Genomic DNA, 18,566 nt, shown 5'->3' on the forward strand with positions numbered 1-18,566 from the left:
ATAAATGAGCCTTTTAATAAAGCTAAAAGATGCGCAAAAAGATGCGATGCGAGCGAAAGACAAATCTCGTCTTAACCCAATTCGTATGGTGCTTGCTGCAATCAAGCAGCGTGAAATTGACGAGCAAATAACACTTGATGATGACGGTATTACCGCAGTATTAGTGAAGCTTGTTAAACAACGCCGTGATTCTTACACTCAGTATACTGATGCTGGCCGTGAAGATTTAGCCGAAATTGAAGCCAATGAGATTACAGCTCTTGAAGAATTCTTACCTCAACAATTGAGTGAAGAAGAAATCATAGCTCTTATTGATGCGGCTATTGCTGATACTAACGCAGCAGGTATGCAAGATATGGGTAAAGTAATGGGTATAATCAAAAGCAAAGCTGAAGGTCGCGCCGATTTAGGTAAGATCTCTGGTTTAATTAAGCAACGATTAACTGCCTAATACTCCCACATACAGATGTATGATTTAAGCAAACCGAGCCATGTGCTCGGTTTCTTCGTTTTTCGCTTTAATAAAAATAGCATTTGTGTTCAAATCTAAATTGTAGAACTAAATTATCTGATATTTCGTTCACCTTATTTTCTATTTATCTCAGGACTACACTTTACTAATGGCTGGAAAGATCCCACGTAATTTTATAGATGATTTACTTGCCAGAACCGATATTGTTGAGCTAATTGACTCCAAAGTTGGCTTAAAAAAAGCGGGCAAAGATTACCAAGCCTGTTGCCCTTTTCATAACGAAAAATCCCCATCATTTACTGTATCTCAAGACAAGCAGTTTTATCATTGCTTTGGTTGTGGTGCGAACGGCAACGCTATTTCATTTGTTATGGAATACGACAAGCTTGAATTTGTTGATGCCATTGAAGAACTTGCAAGCATCCTAAATCTTGATGTACCTCGAGAGCAAGGCACCAGTAATGGTCCAGAGCGTACGGCTGAACAAAAACGCTCAGATTACGATTTAATGCTCCATAGTGCGCGTTTTTATCAACACCAGTTAAAACATCATGCTAATTCAGCAACCGTAATAGACTATGTAAAAGGCCGAGGCCTAAGTGGCGAAACAGTTAAAAAGTTTATGATTGGTTATGCCCCCAGTGAATGGGAAGGCCTTTGCCAACAACTTGGCCGCAATAAAGAACAAAAAGAGCAATTAGTTGAGCTAAAGCTGGCCTCAGAGAAAACCCCAGGCCGCCAATTTGACTTCTTTCGTGATCGCTTAATGTTCCCTATTCGCGATAAACGTGGTCGTGTTATTGCTTTTGGTGGCCGTGTGATGCAAGCGGATCAAGGACCTAAATATTTAAACTCGCCAGAAACCCGTATCTTCCATAAAGGCTTTGAACTATATGGATTATATGAAGCAAAACAAGCGCATAAAAAGCTCGACCATGTACTCATAGTTGAAGGCTATATGGATGTTGTGGCACTGAGCGAGCAAGGTATTGAATATGCGGTAGCTGCGCTTGGTACTGCCACCACCACTGAACACATGCATACATTGTTTAGAGCCACTGACCGGGTAATTTGTTGTTATGATGGTGACCGCGCTGGCCGAGATGCCGCTTGGCGTGCACTCGAAAATGCCCTGCCCTATTTAAATGATGGCAAAGCGCTACTGTTTGTATTTTTACCAGACGGTGAAGATCCCGATTCATTAGTACAAAAAGAAGGCAAAGAAGCGTTTGAACTACGTTTATCTCAAGCCGATGATTTTACTAAAGTGCTATTTAATAAACTCAGCCAAGAGATTGATTTAACTACCGATGCAGGTAAAGCTAAGCTTCTTAGTGCTGTGCTTCCGTTGGTTGAGAAAATCCCTAGTCAGTTTTATCAAGAAAACTTATTAGAGCACTTAGGTCGATTAATAGGCCGCACTAAAGAGCAGTTAAACAATCGCTTAAAAACACCTAAACAGCAGCATGCGATTGAGCGAAAATTTAAAATTACGCCAATGCGTCGCGCAATTGGGTTACTAATTCAGCACCCTAAATTAGCCAATACAGTGCCTTATTTAGCTGATTTAGCACAAATGAATATTGCCGGTATCGCCTTGCTTATTAGGTTGCAACATTGCGCTTTACAAAAAAGTGACATTACTACAGCGCAATTAATTGAATCATTTCGAGAAACACCCGAGTACGAGGCGCTCATTAAGCTCGCTACTTGGCGTCATGAGATCAATGACGACCGTTTAGAGGACGAATTTAAAAATACTTTCAGATTTATTGAAGATCAGTGTTTAAATTATCGACTCGAGACCTTATTAATAAAAGACAAGACCCAAGGACTTACGAGTGAAGAAAGACTAGAATGTTTAGCCCTTACTCAAGCGTTAAAAGGGTCGAAAAGACACTAACAGCTAGTCAAAAATGAATTATGCTGTTATACTGTGCTATTCACTGCGTCAAATAATACTTAGCTTGGCTTAATAAATAAGCAAGCTGGCGCCTGTTGTATCAACTTATCAGAGTGGAAGAAACAATCTCTATGGATCCAACTCCTCAGTCACAATTAAAACTTCTGATTCAAAAAGGTAAAGAGCAAGGTTACTTAACTTTTGCAGAAGTTAATGATCACCTTCCACAAGATATTATCGATTCAGATCAAGTAGAAGATATCATTAGTATGATCAATGATATGGGTATCAAGGTTAGCGAAAACGCGCCTGATGCCGATGAATTGATGATGCAAGAAACAACAACAGATGAAGACGCAGCGGAAGCTGCAGCCGCTGCGCTTGCTACTGTAGATAAAGAAATCGGCCGTACAACGGATCCGGTTCGTATGTACATGCGTGAAATGGGTACTGTTGAATTGCTTACCCGTGAAGGCGAAATTGTTATCGCTAAGCGTATTGAAGAAGGGATCAACCAAGTACAAATCTCGGTTGCAGAATACCCTGAAGCAATTACATACCTACTTGAGCAATGGGATAAGTTTGAAGCAGAAGAAATGCGCTTAAGCGACATTATCTCTGGTTTCTTCGATCCTAATGAAGATGCTGCGCCAATCTCTGCTACCCATATCGGTTCTGAATTAAGCGAAAAAGAACTTGATGATGAAGATGACGATGATACTGATAGCGATGATGAAGACGAAGAAGAAGTAGATACTGGCCCAGATCCTGAAGAGGCTCGTGTACACTTTGAAAACCTTCGCGATCTTTACAATAAAGCACGCGACACGTTTGATAGTAAAGGCCGTTCACATCCAGAATCGCAAGCTGCGATTTTTGAGATTGGTGAGCTGTTTAAAACCTTTAAACTAGTGCCGAAACAGTTTGATCGTATGGTTAACAACATGCGTGAAATGATGGACAGAGTTCGTGTTCAAGAACGTATCGTCATGAAACAAGCTGTACAAATCGCTAAGCTACCGAAGAAAACTTTTGTTAAGCACTTTGCTAATAATGAAACTGATGCTGCATGGATTGATCTTGAGATTGCTGCGAATGAAAAACATTCTGCAAAATTAGAAGAAATCAAACCAGAAATCATCCGCTGTATTAATAAACTATGTGTAATCGAAGAAAGCACAGGTTTAAGCATTGAGCGTATTAAAGACATCAACCGTCGTATGAGCATTGGTGAAGCAAAAGCGCGCCGTGCGAAAAAAGAAATGGTTGAAGCTAACTTACGTCTTGTGATCTCAATTGCGAAAAAATACACCAACCGTGGTTTACAATTTTTGGACTTAATCCAAGAAGGTAACATTGGTTTGATGAAAGCTGTTGATAAGTTTGAATATCGCCGTGGTTATAAGTTTTCAACTTATGCTACGTGGTGGATCCGTCAAGCAATCACCCGCTCTATCGCCGACCAAGCGCGTACAATCCGTATTCCGGTGCATATGATTGAAACGATTAATAAACTTAATCGTATTTCTCGTCAAATGCTGCAAGAAATGGGTCGTGAGCCAAATCCAGAAGAATTAGCAGAACGCATGATGATGCCTGAGGATAAAATCCGTAAGGTACTTAAGATTGCTAAAGAGCCAATTTCAATGGAAACGCCAATCGGTGATGATGAAGATTCGCACTTAGGTGACTTTATCGAAGATACCACTATTGATTCGCCAATCGACTCGGCAACAATGGAATCTCTTCGTGGCGCTACCAATGATGTGCTTGCTGGCTTAACAGCCCGCGAAGCTAAAGTATTACGTATGCGTTTTGGTATCGATATGAATACCGACCATACCCTAGAAGAAGTAGGTAAGCAGTTTGACGTAACGCGTGAGCGTATTCGTCAAATCGAAGCGAAGGCACTACGTAAATTACGCCACCCTTCACGCTCTGACTTATTGAAAAGCTTCTTAGATGCTAAGTAATTAGCAAATACAGATTTAAATTTAAAAGGCCGCTGTAGCGGCCTTTTTTCTATTTACAGGAAATAATTATGGCTTGGATCCAAATCCGTATCAATGCTAATGCTGCAACCGCAGATGCAGTAAGTGATCTATTAATGGAGGCAGGTAGTGCGTCTGTTACCTTTATTGATGCTAAAGACACCCCTATTTACGAACCAAAAATCGGCACTGTGGTGTTTTGGGCTGACACGACTGTAATTGGTTTATTCGAAGCTAACCACGATATGAATGCGGTGATAGCTCTATTACAGCGCCATGATGAGTTAAAAGACACCTTAGTGTACAAAATAGAGCAACTTGAAGACAAAGACTGGGAACGTGAATGGATGGATAACTTCCACCCAATTCAGTTTGGTGAAAAACTATGGATCTGCCCAAGCTGGCGTGATATTCCCGATCCTGATGCCGTCAATGTACTGCTTGACCCTGGCCTTGCTTTTGGCACTGGCACTCATGCTACCACCGCTTTGTGCTTAAAATGGCTTGAAAGCCAAGATTTGACCGGTAAAACTGTGGTCGACTTTGGTTGTGGCTCTGGAATTCTAGGTATCGCAGCTATCAAACTTGGCGCTGAGCGCATGATCGGCATCGATATAGACCCTCAAGCCCTTGAAGCAAGCTTAGATAACGCACAGCGTAACGGCGTTGCCGATAAACTCGAAGTATACCTGCCAGAAAATCAGCCTGAGTTTAGCGCCGATATCGTGGTGGCCAATATTTTAGCTGCGCCACTGCGTGAATTACACAGTGTGATATTAGGCTTGTTAAAACCAGGTGGTAAAATTGCCATGTCGGGAATTTTAGAAGAACAAGCGCAGTCGGTAGCAGATGTTTATGCCCCTTTTTTAGCGCTTGATGATATCGCTGTTGAAGGTGAATGGACACGAGTAAGTGGCATAAAAAAAGCTTAACTTACTGGGATCGGCAATTTAGAGTATTAACGTAAAACCTTCAGGTAAAGCCTGTAATTAACAGGCTTTACCTATTATTTACACGCAAAAAAACAGAATGATTTCTTACCACAAATTACTTCTGTATAAAATTCACACAAATAAAGCCATTCGTCAAACTGTTATCAAATGTCAATACGCAAAAGTCAAAAAAAAGTCACTTTTGTTCAATTTATAGCCTTTGATTTTTGCAAAAAAAACCGTAAACTTAGCGCCCCTTGAAAAGAGGCCTATTGAATACAGTGCGTATCGGAACATACCAATTAGAGAACAATGTAATTGTAGCGCCAATGGCGGGAATTACTGATAGACCATTTAGACAACTTTGTCGCCGCTTAGGTGCGGGGCTTGCCGTGTCTGAAATGCTCTCGTCGAATCCTTTGGTATGGAAAACCGAGAAATCGATGAACCGTATGGATCATAGTGGTGAATCGGGAATACGTGCGGTGCAAATCGCAGGAGCTGATCCCGAGCTTATGGCTCAGGCTGCACAATTCAATGTAACTAATGGTGCACAGATCATAGATATAAATATGGGGTGCCCAGCAAAGAAAGTGAACAAGAAACTCGCAGGCTCAGCCCTATTACAGTTTCCTGATTTAGTGGAAGAGATTATTGATGCAGTGGTTAGCGCTGTTGATGTACCTGTAACACTAAAAATCCGTACAGGATGGGATCAGGACAACCGTAACGGTGTCGAGATTGCGAGAATAGCTGAACGTTATGGCATAGCTTCATTGGCCGTACATGGGCGTACACGCGCATGTATGTACAAAGGTGAAGCTGAATACGCCACTATTAGGGATATTAAACGTTCAGTGTCGATACCTGTCGTTGCAAATGGAGATATAACCTCTCCTGAAAAAGCAAAACAGGTTTTGGACTATACGGGTGCAGATGCCATTATGATTGGTCGAGCCGCCCAAGGTCGCCCTTGGATTTTTAGGGAGATAGACCACTATTTGCGAACCGGTGAACATTTACCTGTGCCTCCAATTGAGGAAGTACGTGGTATTTTGATGGAACACTTAGTGAACCTTCATGCGTTTTACGGCGAACCAATGGGAGCGCGCATCGCTCGCAAACATGTATCTTGGTATTTGCAAACCCATGACAGTGACGGTCAGTTTAGGCGAGTATTTAATGCTCTCGATAATCCACAGGCACAAATCGAGACATTAGAGCAATACTTTAAAACACTAGCAGCTAACTAAGAAAGAAAGAGATATAAACAATGTTCGAACAAAACGTGACTTCTCCATTTATCACTAACCCTCATGTTCAGTCACACGAGAAACCGCAGCCATTACGCGATGCAGTGAAGAAAGCTGTTCATCACTATTTAAAACAGCTTAACGGTCAAGATGTGCAAGACGTTTACGACCTTGTTCTTTCAGAGCTAGAAGCACCATTACTTGAAGAAGTAATGACTTACACACGTGGCAACCAAACACGTGCGGCAATCTTACTAGGTATCAACCGCGGTACTTTACGTAAGAAACTAAAGAAATACGGCATGAACTAATACCGTGTTGTGATTTATCACAACATTCGTTTGAAAAAGCACCTTCGGGTGCTTTTTTTATATCTTTAAAAATCCTCAAAAAAGCGTCTAATTGCAAAATCCTCACTCTGTATACCCAAATGACTTGTGTATAAATATCGTTTTTTAAGCGATATTCAGTTAAAATAGCGCCTTTCTAAGCTAGCTCAAACACTGAGGTAATCAAACTACAATGGATACACATCGTCCAATTCGTCGCGCACTACTAAGTGTGTCAGATAAAACCGGTATTGTTGAATTTGCTCGCGCTCTTGAATCACAAGGCGTAGACATCTTATCAACTGGCGGTACTTGTAAATTACTTGCTGATAACGGCATTAAAGTCACTGAAGTATCTGACCACACAGGTCACCCTGAGATCATGGATGGTCGCGTAAAAACTCTTCACCCAAAAATTCATGGCGGCATTTTAGCGCGTCGTGGTCAAGATGAAGATGTAATGGACGCTCATAACATCTCAGCTATCGATATCGTTGTAGTTAACTTATACCCCTTTGCGAATACAGTCGCTCAAGAAAACTGCAGCCTTGAAGATGCCATTGAGAACATTGATATCGGCGGCCCAACGATGGTGCGTGCTGCGGCCAAAAACCACAAAGACGTGACTATTGTAGTAAACGCCAAAGATTACGACCGCGTGATCAGCGAAATGCAAAGCAACAATGGTTCAACTACATACAAAACACGTTTTGATCTTGCCATTGCAGCTTACGAGCACACCGCGCAGTACGATGGCATGATTGCTAACTACTTCGGTAAGATGGTTGCTGATTACACTGATGAAGCAGCTGAGGAAACTAAATTCCCACGCACTATCAATATGCAGTTTACTAAAAAACAAGACATGCGCTACGGTGAAAATTCACACCAAGATGCAGCTTTTTATGTTGAAAACGACGTTCAAGAAGCGTCTGTTGCAACTGCCATACAACTGCAAGGTAAAGCACTTTCTTTCAATAATATTGCTGATACAGATGCAGCTCTTGAATGTGTGAAAGAATTTGATGTACCAGCCTGTGTTATTGTTAAACATGCTAACCCTTGTGGCGTTTCAATCGGTGACAACATCCTTGAAGCCTATGATCGCGCATTCAAAACCGATCCTACGTCAGCATTTGGTGGCATCATCGCCTTTAACCAAGAGCTTGATGCTGATACCGCTGAAGCGATTGTGTCTCGTCAATTCGTTGAAGTGATCATTGCGCCTAAAGTATCAGAAGCTGCGGCACAAATTATTTCGGCTAAGCAAAATGTACGCTTACTAGAGTGTGGCCAATGGTCAGGCAAAGCGACAGGTCATGACATCAAACGCGTTAATGGCGGTGTACTCATCCAAGACCGTGATTTAGGTATGGTAACGCAAGGCGACTTAACGGTTGTGTCTAAGCGCCAGCCTACTGAGCAAGAACTTAAAGACTTATTATTCTGCTGGAAAGTGGCTAAATTTGTTAAATCAAACGCCATTGTTTATGCCCGTGACGGTATGACCATTGGTGTAGGCGCAGGCCAAATGAGCCGCGTTTACTCAGCTAAAATTGCCGGAATTAAAGCCGCTGATGAAAACCTTGAAGTTAAAGGTTCAGTAATGGCATCTGATGCGTTCTTCCCATTCCGTGATGGTATTGATGCAGCTGCAGAGGCTGGTATTACTGCGGTAATCCAACCAGGTGGTTCAATGCGCGATGAAGAAGTTATCGCTGCCGCTGACGAAGCTGGTATGGCAATGGTGTTTACTGGCATGCGTCACTTCCGCCATTAATCACAAAAAGAGCTAACTGCATCAGTTAGCTCTTTTTGTTTGCTACAAATTCACGTATTCTGCTTATTCTATAACCTATTCTAAAAATATAATGTGAAGGAACAGACGATGAAATTTGCACTAAAATCTCTACTTGTTGCCACCCTTGCGATGACATCAACTATGGCTATTAGCCATGAGCATGGCCATGATTCAGCATTAAATAATGCAGTTAAATCAAGCGAGCGCAGCAGTGATCGCGATCAATACCGCCACCCTGTCGAAACATTAGAGTTTTTTGGTTTTAAACCAACTATGACTGTTGTTGAGATTGCGCCTGGCGGCGGCTGGTACAGTGAAATTTTAGCGCCAGCACTGAAAGAGCAAGGCACTTATTATGCCGCGCATTTCCCTGCTGACTCATCGGTGGGTTATTACCAACGAGCTCTAGCTGGCTTTAAAAAGAAAATTGCTGAAGATGAGCGATTCAATAAAGTAAAGCTGACTGAATTCGCCCCTTCAACACATTTAGACATTGCCCCGGCGAGCAGCGCAGACATGGTGTTAACCTTCCGCAATGTACATAATTGGTATATGAGCAAAGATAAAGACGCCGCAGCTAATGCATTTAAGTCTTTTTACAAAGCACTTAAACCAGGTGGTACTTTAGGTGTGGTTGAGCATCGCCTACCTGAAGCGCAAGCTGATGAAATGCAAAAGTCATCAGGTTATATGAAGCAAAGCGTGGTAATCGAACTTGCTAAACAAGCAGGCTTTGAACTTGCAGCAAGCAGTGACATAAATGCAAACTCACTTGATACAGCCGATCACCCACAGGGTGTATGGACCCTTCCACCAAGCCTTAAACTTGGCGAGCAAGATGCCGCTAAATATAAAGCTATTGGTGAAAGCGACCGCATGACGCTGAAATTTAAAAAACCGCTTTAAATAGGATATTCGCCATGAATGTATTAGTCATTGGCAGCGGCGGCCGCGAACACGCACTTGCGTTCAAAGCCGCTCAAAATACAAAAGTAAACACTGTTTATGTTGCACCAGGTAATGCCGGTACAGCGCTTGAACCCAAGCTTGAGAATGTTGCCATTAACGTTGAAGATCTCGATGGCCTACTTAGCTTTGCACAAAGCAATAATGTTGAGCTAACCATTGTTGGACCTGAAGTACCATTAGTACTTGGCGTGGTAGATAAATTCCGTGAACACGGTTTAGCTATCTTTGGCCCAACAGCAGGCGCTGCGCAACTAGAAGGCTCTAAGTCATTCACTAAAGACTTTTTAGCCCGTCATGCTATCCCAACTGCGGATTATCAAACGTTTGAACAAATCGCCCCTGCGCTTGCTTATTTAAAAGAAAAAGGCGCGCCGATTGTAATCAAAGCTGATGGTCTTGCCGCAGGTAAAGGCGTCATTGTTGCCATGACTGAAGTTGAGGCTGAAGATGCTATTCGCGATATGCTAGCCGGTAACGCTTTTGGTGAAGCTGGCAGCCGCGTGGTAATCGAAGAGTTCTTAGAAGGTGAAGAAGCCTCATTTATCGTGATGGTTGATGGTAAAAACGTATTACCTTTTGCTACCAGCCAAGACCACAAACGCGCTTATAATGGCGATCAAGGTCCGAACACTGGCGGTATGGGGGCATACTCACCAGCGCCAGTGGTAACCGATGAAATTCATCAGCGCATTATGAATGAAGTGATCTACCCAACAGTAGAAGGTATGGCAAGCGAAGGCCATCCTTACACTGGCTTCCTCTATGCTGGTTTGATGATCGATGACTCTGGGACCCCTAAAGTAATCGAATACAATTGCCGTTTTGGTGATCCTGAAACACAACCTATGATGCTTCGTTTACAGTCTGACTTAGTTGAACTGATTGAAGCAGCTAATCGTGTTGAACTTGATAAAACGACGATTGAGTTTGACTCACGCGCAGCAGTGGGTGTGGTACTTGCAGCTAAAGGCTACCCTGATAACTACCCAAAAGGTGATGCAATCAGTGGCTTGAAAGTAACCTACCCAGAAGGCGAAAAAGTCTTCCATGCGGGTACTAAGCAAGACGGCGATAACGTAGTGACTGCCGGTGGCCGAGTATTATGTGCAACGGCGCTAGGTAACACAGTTACCGAAGCGCAGCAACGTGCCTACCAACTAGTTGATGAAATTAGCTGGCAAGGTATGGAATACCGTACAGATATTGCTTATCGCGCTATTGCTCGCGAAAAATAGGTCTAACCAGCAGCTATTAATAATAAGCGCAGTTTATCTGCGCTTTTTTAGTGCTACACTAAAACCGTGATGTATTACATATAAGTAGCACCTTGGAACAACAGCCATTTAAATACCATATTATTGCATTGTTTATTTTGAGCATACTATTGTTCATCGTATATACGTTTGCGAATCATTTAGCCACCCCTACTCGCTATACAATCAATAAAACAGCTGCGGTTTATTTAGCGCAAAGCTATCGCATAGATCCATCAAAATCATTAACACTTACAGCATTTTTAGACGAATCTAATTCACGTATTGCAGAGCCCTTTGACACCATTCCATGGGGGCTAAAATCTCAAAACTATTGGCTGCTGATGAAGTTAGACAATAGGACAGCAGTATCAAAAGAGCTTTACGCCCACTTTGATAATCCGATGATTGATTATTTGACTGTTTATCAACTCGATAACCAAGGCCAGTTAATTAACACCTTTAATTTAGGCGATCGGCAAACAGGATTAAGCTTATTTGAATACAGTGTACCGCATATAGAATTTACTGTTGCCGCACAAAACCAGAGTTTTTTGGTCATAAAAATAGACACTACAGGGATCAGTAAAACCCCAATTAACTTATATGGCGAGGCTGAATTTAAAGATTTACTCCGTGCACAAACCGCTATCTGGGGCATTTTTGTTGGCGTACTAATCATGGCGGCTTTATATAATTTAGTACTGTATTTTGGTATTCGTGATCGGGTTTATCTTATTTATATTGGCTACATACTGTCAGCGTTGATCCTAATGGGCTCGGTATTAGGCTTTGGTTTTTACTTATGGCCAGTATCCTTACAACAGCTTTTTAACCTCCATATAGTGGTAAGTAATTACGCCATCGCATTTTTTACGCTGTCATTTTGTACTATGTTTTTACGTTATCATAAAGATAAATGCTGGCGCTATAAACTAAGCCTAATACTATTGGGCTTAATGTTCGTTTTAGGGTTCGCCAGCTTTTTCATTGTTGAATATATTTCTTCGCAAATATTTTTTGCTGTGTTGGTATTACTCTATATTGTTTGTATTATTTTAATTTACAACAAACTACTTAGCGGCTTTCGTTGGGCTAAGTTTTATATGATCTCGTGGATCCCACTGATCATTGGCGCTGCAATCCAACCTTTAGAACTAACAGGCGTATTAGAATATAGCTTCACCACCCGCCATGCTTTTTTGGTTGCGATTCTTTGTGAAGTCATCTTAATGGCTATGGCGCTTGCCGATAGAGTGCGCTATCAACGAGAAAAGGCGTTGTACCACGCCACTCATACAGAACAAACCAAGTTATTAAACAGTGCTATGCTAAAACAAGCCTATATGACTTTACAGCTCAATCAGCGCACAGCAAGCTTATGCTTAATTAGAATTACTGATTTTAATTCTCTCAGTCATATTTTAAATCAAACTCAAAGCTGTCAGCTCGTTGTTGCTATAGCTAAATCTCTTGAGCTGCAACTGAGTAAAGAGCGCGAGTTTATCAATTTAGATAACAATTTAGATACCTATCCGCGGATTGCCGATTTGAGCAACGGTGTGCTAGCATTCATTTCAATTAAAACTCAAAGTGCGCAATCACTGCATGATAAATTAACCAAAATCCGCAAAAGCTTACCGAAGCATCATCCAGTGCAAGGGTTTGATTTACAGTTAAACTACGCAATGGGTTATTGTATCCTAGATGGTGAAAGTGGCTTTGATACATGGTTGCAAAATGGCTATTTTTCATTAACCGAAGCGCCACAAACAAGCTATCCAAATAATCACTCAAAAGTAATGCCTGTCACTATGAACATTAGCTTAGCGGCTGCATTCCAAAATGCCTTAAAAACTAACCAGTTAACTATTTATCATCAGCCACAAATAGATTTACGCAGCGGCCAAACGATTGGCAGTGAAGCCTTATTGCGCTGGCCTAATGCTCCTTATGAACAAATCAATATTGAAGCTTTAATTCTATTAGCTGAACGTACTGGTCTTATCAATGAACTTACATTATGGGTGCTCGATCAGGCTTGCCAAGATATCGCTAAGTTTAATCACGCAGGTTTTTTTAAGCATAAAGTAAGCGTTAATTTAAGTGCTAAAAACTTAATGATCCATAATTTAATTGAGAAAATTGAAAACACTTTACTCAAACATAACGTTCCTGCTAAACAACTTAAATTTGAACTTACTGAGTCAGCTTTAATTGCAAACCAACAGCAAATGATTAGCTTAGTTGAACAATTAACCCGCCTTGGTATTGAAGTGATTTTAGATGATTTTGGCACTGGCTATTCGTCACTAAATTGTTTTGTTAGCTACAACTTTTCAACCTTAAAAGTAGATAAATCATTTATTATAGGTCTCCCTACTCACAGTGCTAATCGAGTAATTGTTAAGGCTGCGATAGAAATGGCGCATAGTTTGGGTTTAAAAGTTACCGTCGAGGGAGTTGAAGATGTCACAACACAACAACTTTTAAAGGCCATGGGGGCAGACTACGGGCAAGGCTACTATTACTCCAAAGCCATCGCTGTGGATGACTATTTGCTGTGGTTAGCTGAAAATAAACAAGCTAATTAAGTAAAATTGCCACATGTTTAAGGATTACTGATAGAATCCTCTTTTTCACATCTTTAGGGGCGTAAAGATGCAAGGCACTATCAAAAAATTAAAATCATCGCTAACACAACCGATTCAGTATCATTTGCCTGTGGGTGATGAGTTGGTCGATCTTAATGCCTATATTGGCAAGCAACTTACACTGACTTTTAATGGCGCTATTGTATGTTCTAGCTGCGGTAAAAAAACCAAAAAAAGTTACTCGCAAGGTCATTGTTTTGTATGTATGCGTAAGCTTGCTAGCTGCGATATGTGCATTATGAAACCTGAAACATGTCACTTTGACCAAGGTACTTGTCGTGAGCCACAGTGGGGCGAAGAAAACTGTATGATCCCACATTATGTCTATCTTGCGAACACGTCAGGGCTGAAAGTGGGGATCACCCGTCATACACAAATTCCAACCCGCTGGATTGACCAAGGTGCAACGCAAGCACTGCCAATATTCAAAGTACAAACGCGCTTACAATCAGGATTAGTTGAAGTTGCCTTAGCACAATTTATTGCCGATAAAACCAATTGGCGTAATATGCTCAAAGGACAAAGCGATGTCCTTGATTTAAAAGCTGCTGCGGCAGAACTTATTCCACAAATTGCCGATAAACTAAATGAACTTGCAGAGCTCTTTGGTGCTACAGCGATAGAACAACTTGATGAAGAAGTGGTTGAATTAGAGTTTCCAGTTACTACCTACCCAACCAAAATCAGTTCATTTAATTTTGATAAAGAACCGGTCGTCAGTGGTATTTTAAACGGTATTAAAGGCCAGTACTTGATCTTTGATACTGGCGTTATCAACATTCGTAAATTTACTTCTTACGATATCACCGTAGGTTGATTTTGCAGCTGATAAAATTCAAACCATTGCCGCTGCGTTAACGGGCGGCAATAGTAATAGCCTTGGATCACATCGCAGCCTAAATCCAATAAGTAACTATACTGGGCAAGCTTTTCAACCCCTTCAGCGATAACTTGTAAATTAAGACTATTCGCCATTGCCACTATCGCGGCAACAATCTCACTATTACCGTATTCATCGGGTACTTTAGCAATAAAGCTGGCATCTATCTTTAATGTATCTATGGGTAATTTTGTAAGGTAACTCAGTGCCGAATAGCCGGTACCAAAGTCATCTAGCGCAATCTGTATGCCCATTTTTTTAAGTTGCCACAACTCTCTTTTCGCCTGACTAAACGAGCTAATAAAACTACTTTCAGTTAACTCTATTTCAAGACAATTTCCCGATAAATTATAGCGCTGGAGCATTTTTTCAACGTTACTTGATAAACTTCCCTGACTAAGATGGCAAGCTGAGATATTAATTGCCAACCGACCAGCCGTTATTCCTTGTTGTTGCCATAATGCCAATTGCATGCCTGCATTATTGAGCACCCAGAGATCCAGCTTTACAATTAGACCGAGTTCTTCCGCCAATGGAATAAACTGTGCAGGCGATATTATGCCAAGCGCGGGATCTTGCCAACGTAAGAGTGCTTCAACACCTTTGATAGCTTTACTTCTTAAACACTGTTTAGGCTGAAAATATAGTTCAAATTCATCATTTTCGAGCGCATATTGAAACCGGCTCATCATCGCCAAGCGCTCTAAAGAGCGTGCATTCATCGATGCTTTAAATAACTGAAATGAGTTTCTACCCACTTCTTTAGAGCGATACATGGCAATATCAGCATGTTTTAGTAAAGTTTCACTATCGAGACCATCATCAGGATAGACCGCTGCACCGATTGATGCTGTCGCGCCTACCTCAAGCCCTTCGAGCTGAAAAGGAGTGTTTAAGTTATTTAAAATTTGATCGGCTAAACTAATCACAGCGCTAATGTCTTCAATCTCGCACAGCACCACAAATTCGTCGCCACCTAAACGTGCTAAAGTATCACCTTCACATAATACGTTTTGCAGCCGTATTGCCACCATTTTTAATAACTCATCCCCAGCGCTATGCCCTAAGCTATCATTGATTTCCTTAAACCGATCTAGGTCAATAAACATCACTGCTAACATGTCATTATTACGATGTGCAGCAGCTAATGCCATAGTTAACCTGTCATTAAATAAGCGCCTATTAGGCAAGCCAGTTAGCTCATCAAAATAAGCTAACTGAACGATTTTGTCTTCTGCAGTTTTACGTTCAGTGATATCGCTAAAAATCGCCGCATACACTAGCTCATCATCATTTGGCTCGCGGATAGCAATAATAGTTAGCCATTCAACATACAAATCACCATTTTTTTTACGATTGCATATTTCCCCTTGCCACACACCAGTTTGGGTAATGGATTGCCACATTTTTACGTAGAAATTTTTACCGTGCTTTCCGGAGCTTAGAATTCTAGGGTGTTTGCCGACCACTTCATATTCTTGATAGCCAGTAAGGGCGGTAAAAGCAGGATTAACTTGCATGATCACACCATCTTGTTGGGTGATCATAATGCCATCAAGTGACGCATCAATTATTTTATTCGCGAGATACAAATTACGCTGTGAATGCTGAAGATCCATATCACGTTGTTCAAGTACTTTTTCAAGATCACTGCAATAAGCGCTTTCTATTTCATTAACAAGATGCTCAATGGCGAGCACCCCTTTAATCTCCAAATCGTCACTGACCACTAAATGGCGTACATTGTTAGTAGACATTAACCGATATGCATCGAATAAACTGCTTTTTGAGCTTACCCGATACAAGGGCCGACTTGCAAAACTCCAACATGACGCATTACTATCGGGTTCGACGATCAAATGCAGTAAATCTCGCTGGGTGATAATGCCATGTTCGTCTTGCTGCTGGTTATACACTAAAATAACTTGGGCGGTTCGCTCGCGCATCATTTCAACGCCTTCACTGAGCGTCAAATAACTAGGTACCACTAACACATCTTTATGATATTGCTCTTTGATTGGTCTAAATTGTAAATAGTGATCAAGCCCTTGATTACGTACAATATCACTAATACTAATAACGCCGCATGGTAGCTCATCATCATCCACAACTAATAAATGACGAACACTGTGTTGATAAAAAATAAGCGCGGCATCACACAGTAATTGCTGACAGGAGATTTTCAATACCGGGCTACTCATTACGCTTTGAATTTCAATATGTTTAAGGTTGCTGTCAGTAAAATCTAGTTTAATGCAATCTGCTTCAGTCCAAATACCAACGATTTCTTGCCGTTTTTTTATAAAAATTGCACTTATATTATGAACCTGCATCAACCGTACAGCATCAACTAAAGAGGTATCGGTGGAACAACATACTAATTTCCTTGAAAAGATATCTGATACCTGTTGAGGGTGGCGAGTTTGTTTCATAATATTCGTCCTTAGTATAATACGAACTATAATTATATTATTATATTGCTCGCGCTATTTGATACAGGACAATAAATACATGCATACTTACTTCCCTTACTTGATATGTAGTGACAACGAGCTAGAAATTATTAATGAACAACGGGATTTAAATGACTATCTACACAGTTTAACCGCTGAACAACAGCAACACTGTGTGATATTGAATAAACAAGGCGAATATTTTGATTTAGCATTTAACCTTGCAACACCGCTGACTAACATAGAGTTAGCTCGCAGAGTAACGCAGCACTTAGCACAAGAAGGACACTGCTGCTTAACTAAAATAACCAGCCTAACAGCTTCCCAAGCATTTGATCTATTAGGAATAAAATAGCACGTTTAGTTGCATCAGCCGTTTTATCCATGAGTTTAGTCGCCTGTGGTGGCAGCGATAACAATAAAGAACAGCAAACCCCACCAGCGACTTCTACACCGGTAACCTAGTAATTACAGTTTATTTATTACAAATAAAGAAAAAGCTTACTATCATGAACACGCCTTTAATATTGATTTAACGCATATCGTTTACAGTGATAAAAATGATATTATAAACATCTCGTTATACTCAGCTCAGTAAGGCATATAGCAATGAGTACACCTAATTTATCAAGACGCATGCGCAGGCTTCGCCACAGTGACGCAATGCGACAGTTAGTACGCGAATTTGATTTTAATATTGGCGATCTTATCCATCCTATTTTTATCGAAGAGTCGTTAACTGAAAGTCTAGAAATATCCACTATGCCTGGTATACAGCGCATTCCTGAACATGCATTAGCCCAAGAAATTACTGAACTGCATAGATTAGGAATTCAGTATGTTATGCCTTTTGGCATATCGCATCATAAAGACAGTGTTGGCAGTGATACATGGCACGATGATGGTTTACTGGCACGTATGATTAAAACAATCAAACAAACATGCCCCGAGATGATGGTAATACCCGACATTTGTTTTTGTGAATATACAGATCATGGACACTGTGGCGTTGTTGAAGATAATCAAGTTTGTAACGACGAAACTGTTGCTAATCTTGTAAAGCAGAGTGTGTGCGCAGCAAAAGCAGGTGCCGATATGCTAGCCCCATCTGCGATGATGGATGGTCAAGTTAAAGCTATTCGAGAAGGCCTTGATAATGCAGGGTTTGAACATGTTGCCATTTTAGCTCACGCCATTAAATTTGCTTCATCTTTCTATGGTCCATTTAGAGCTGCTGTTGATTGTGAATTAAGCGGTGATCGCAAAGGCTATCAAATGGATTACGCAAATATTCGTCAAGCGCTTCAAGAAGCCCTTCTTGATGAACAAGAAGGCGCTGATATTCTAATGGTGAAACCAGGCACGCCCTATCTTGATGTCCTTAGCAGCTTGAGAGAGAAAACAAACTTACCTTTAGCTGCCTACCAAGTTGGTGGTGAGTATGCCGCTATTAAATTTGCAGCTTTAGCAGGTGCCCTTGATGAAAAAAAAGTGGTATTTGAAACACTGACCGGCTTCAAACGTGCAGGCGCTGACTTAATAGTGAGTTATTATACAAAACAAGTTGCACAGTGGTTAAAAGAATAACCGTTGTCACTTTTTGGGCATGTAACATTTTAGAACACGCTAACCCTATATTGGCTTAGTTTAAACCTACGTAAATATCTTAACGTGTT

14 protein-coding genes are annotated in these 18,566 nt (G+C 41.1%); 13 read left to right on the plus strand and 1 reads right to left on the minus strand.

Annotation, left to right across the window (positions count from 1 at the left end; genetic code table 11):
• Positions 1 to 4: 4 nt before the first annotated feature.
• The 11 genes from FW757_RS19035 (at position 5) to FW757_RS19085 (ending at position 14,374) form a co-directional block, all read left to right on the plus strand.
• A complete protein-coding gene (locus FW757_RS19035) occupies positions 5 to 451 on the plus strand; it encodes a GatB/YqeY domain-containing protein (protein ID WP_145234803.1) in 447 nt (148 codons plus the stop codon).
• Between the two features lie 169 nt (positions 452 to 620).
• The gene (gene dnaG / locus FW757_RS19040; protein WP_446441574.1) at positions 621 to 2,375 is read left to right on the plus strand and encodes a DNA primase; all 1,755 of its coding nucleotides are present in this window, start codon (positions 621 to 623) and stop codon (positions 2,373 to 2,375) included.
• A gap of 131 nt (positions 2,376 to 2,506) precedes the next feature.
• The gene (gene rpoD, locus FW757_RS19045) at positions 2,507 to 4,348 is read left to right on the plus strand and encodes an RNA polymerase sigma factor RpoD (RefSeq protein WP_145234798.1); all 1,842 of its coding nucleotides are present in this window, start codon (positions 2,507 to 2,509) and stop codon (positions 4,346 to 4,348) included.
• Between the two features lie 68 nt (positions 4,349 to 4,416).
• Positions 4,417 to 5,298 (plus strand): 50S ribosomal protein L11 methyltransferase, encoded by an 882-nt coding sequence (gene prmA, locus FW757_RS19050; protein ID WP_149983109.1) that lies wholly within the window; start codon positions 4,417 to 4,419, stop codon positions 5,296 to 5,298.
• Positions 5,299 to 5,579: 281 nt separating this feature from the next.
• Complete coding sequence (gene dusB / locus FW757_RS19055; RefSeq protein WP_179959235.1) at positions 5,580 to 6,551, plus strand: tRNA dihydrouridine synthase DusB; 972 nt, start codon at positions 5,580 to 5,582, stop codon at positions 6,549 to 6,551.
• A 20-nt stretch (positions 6,552 to 6,571) separates the two neighbouring features.
• Positions 6,572 to 6,862, plus strand: coding sequence for a DNA-binding transcriptional regulator Fis (gene fis, locus FW757_RS19060; RefSeq protein WP_002957804.1), 291 nt, complete (start codon positions 6,572 to 6,574; stop codon positions 6,860 to 6,862).
• 211 nt (positions 6,863 to 7,073) lie between these two features.
• Entirely contained in the window at positions 7,074 to 8,660 is a 1,587-nt protein-coding gene (gene purH / locus FW757_RS19065) for a bifunctional phosphoribosylaminoimidazolecarboxamide formyltransferase/IMP cyclohydrolase (RefSeq protein WP_182717208.1), read from the plus strand.
• Positions 8,661 to 8,768: 108 nt separating this feature from the next.
• Positions 8,769 to 9,587 carry a class I SAM-dependent methyltransferase gene (locus FW757_RS19070; protein WP_182717209.1) on the plus strand — a complete coding sequence of 273 codons (819 nt, stop codon included), beginning with the start codon at positions 8,769 to 8,771 and terminating at the stop codon, positions 9,585 to 9,587.
• 14 nt (positions 9,588 to 9,601) lie between these two features.
• Positions 9,602 to 10,885 carry a phosphoribosylamine--glycine ligase gene (purD, locus tag FW757_RS19075; protein WP_182717210.1) on the plus strand — a complete coding sequence of 428 codons (1,284 nt, stop codon included), beginning with the start codon at positions 9,602 to 9,604 and terminating at the stop codon, positions 10,883 to 10,885.
• Between the two features lie 92 nt (positions 10,886 to 10,977).
• Positions 10,978 to 13,497: an EAL domain-containing protein gene (locus FW757_RS19080; protein WP_182717211.1), complete on the plus strand. Its 2,520-nt coding sequence runs from the start codon at positions 10,978 to 10,980 to the stop codon at positions 13,495 to 13,497.
• A 67-nt stretch (positions 13,498 to 13,564) separates the two neighbouring features.
• Positions 13,565 to 14,374 (plus strand): DUF2797 domain-containing protein, encoded by an 810-nt coding sequence (locus FW757_RS19085; RefSeq protein WP_149983115.1) that lies wholly within the window; start codon positions 13,565 to 13,567, stop codon positions 14,372 to 14,374.
• On the opposite strand, the gene FW757_RS19090 is transcribed toward FW757_RS19085, so the two are convergent.
• Positions 14,353 to 16,869, minus strand: a complete 2,517-nt coding sequence (locus FW757_RS19090) for an EAL domain-containing protein (protein ID WP_182784591.1) — start codon at positions 16,867 to 16,869, stop codon at positions 14,353 to 14,355. The genes FW757_RS19085 and FW757_RS19090 overlap by 22 nt on opposite strands.
• A gap of 79 nt (positions 16,870 to 16,948) precedes the next feature.
• Between FW757_RS19090 and FW757_RS19095 the strand changes: the two genes are divergently transcribed.
• Both FW757_RS19095 and hemB read left to right on the plus strand, forming a co-directional pair.
• Positions 16,949 to 17,245, plus strand: a complete 297-nt coding sequence (locus FW757_RS19095; RefSeq protein WP_182717213.1) for a DUF4144 family protein — start codon at positions 16,949 to 16,951, stop codon at positions 17,243 to 17,245.
• 254 nt (positions 17,246 to 17,499) lie between these two features.
• Positions 17,500 to 18,477 carry a porphobilinogen synthase gene (gene hemB / locus FW757_RS19100; protein ID WP_182717214.1) on the plus strand — a complete coding sequence of 326 codons (978 nt, stop codon included), beginning with the start codon at positions 17,500 to 17,502 and terminating at the stop codon, positions 18,475 to 18,477.
• Positions 18,478 to 18,566 lie beyond the last annotated feature (89 nt).

The organism is Pseudoalteromonas sp. 1181_04, from assembly GCF_052850545.1.

Excerpts from the sequence above, each read along its gene's own strand:
- purH (WP_182717208.1), top strand. The coding sequence starts at position 7,074 with ATGGATACACATCGTCCAATTCGTCGCGCACTACTAAGTGTGTCAGAT.
- rpoD (WP_145234798.1), top strand. The coding sequence starts at position 2,507 with ATGGATCCAACTCCTCAGTCACAATTAAAACTTCTGATTCAAAAAGGT.
- hemB (WP_182717214.1), top strand. The coding sequence starts at position 17,500 with ATGAGTACACCTAATTTATCAAGACGCATGCGCAGGCTTCGCCACAGT.
- fis (WP_002957804.1), top strand. The coding sequence starts at position 6,572 with ATGTTCGAACAAAACGTGACTTCTCCATTTATCACTAACCCTCATGTT.
- prmA (WP_149983109.1), top strand. The coding sequence starts at position 4,417 with ATGGCTTGGATCCAAATCCGTATCAATGCTAATGCTGCAACCGCAGAT.
- FW757_RS19095 (WP_182717213.1), top strand. The coding sequence starts at position 16,949 with ATGCATACTTACTTCCCTTACTTGATATGTAGTGACAACGAGCTAGAA.
- FW757_RS19070 (WP_182717209.1), top strand. The coding sequence starts at position 8,769 with ATGAAATTTGCACTAAAATCTCTACTTGTTGCCACCCTTGCGATGACA.
- FW757_RS19085 (WP_149983115.1), top strand. The coding sequence starts at position 13,565 with ATGCAAGGCACTATCAAAAAATTAAAATCATCGCTAACACAACCGATT.
- FW757_RS19090 (WP_182784591.1), bottom strand. The coding sequence starts at position 16,869 with ATGAAACAAACTCGCCACCCTCAACAGGTATCAGATATCTTTTCAAGG.
- FW757_RS19035 (WP_145234803.1), top strand. The coding sequence starts at position 5 with ATGAGCCTTTTAATAAAGCTAAAAGATGCGCAAAAAGATGCGATGCGA.
- purD (WP_182717210.1), top strand. The coding sequence starts at position 9,602 with ATGAATGTATTAGTCATTGGCAGCGGCGGCCGCGAACACGCACTTGCG.
- dnaG (WP_446441574.1), top strand. The coding sequence starts at position 621 with ATGGCTGGAAAGATCCCACGTAATTTTATAGATGATTTACTTGCCAGA.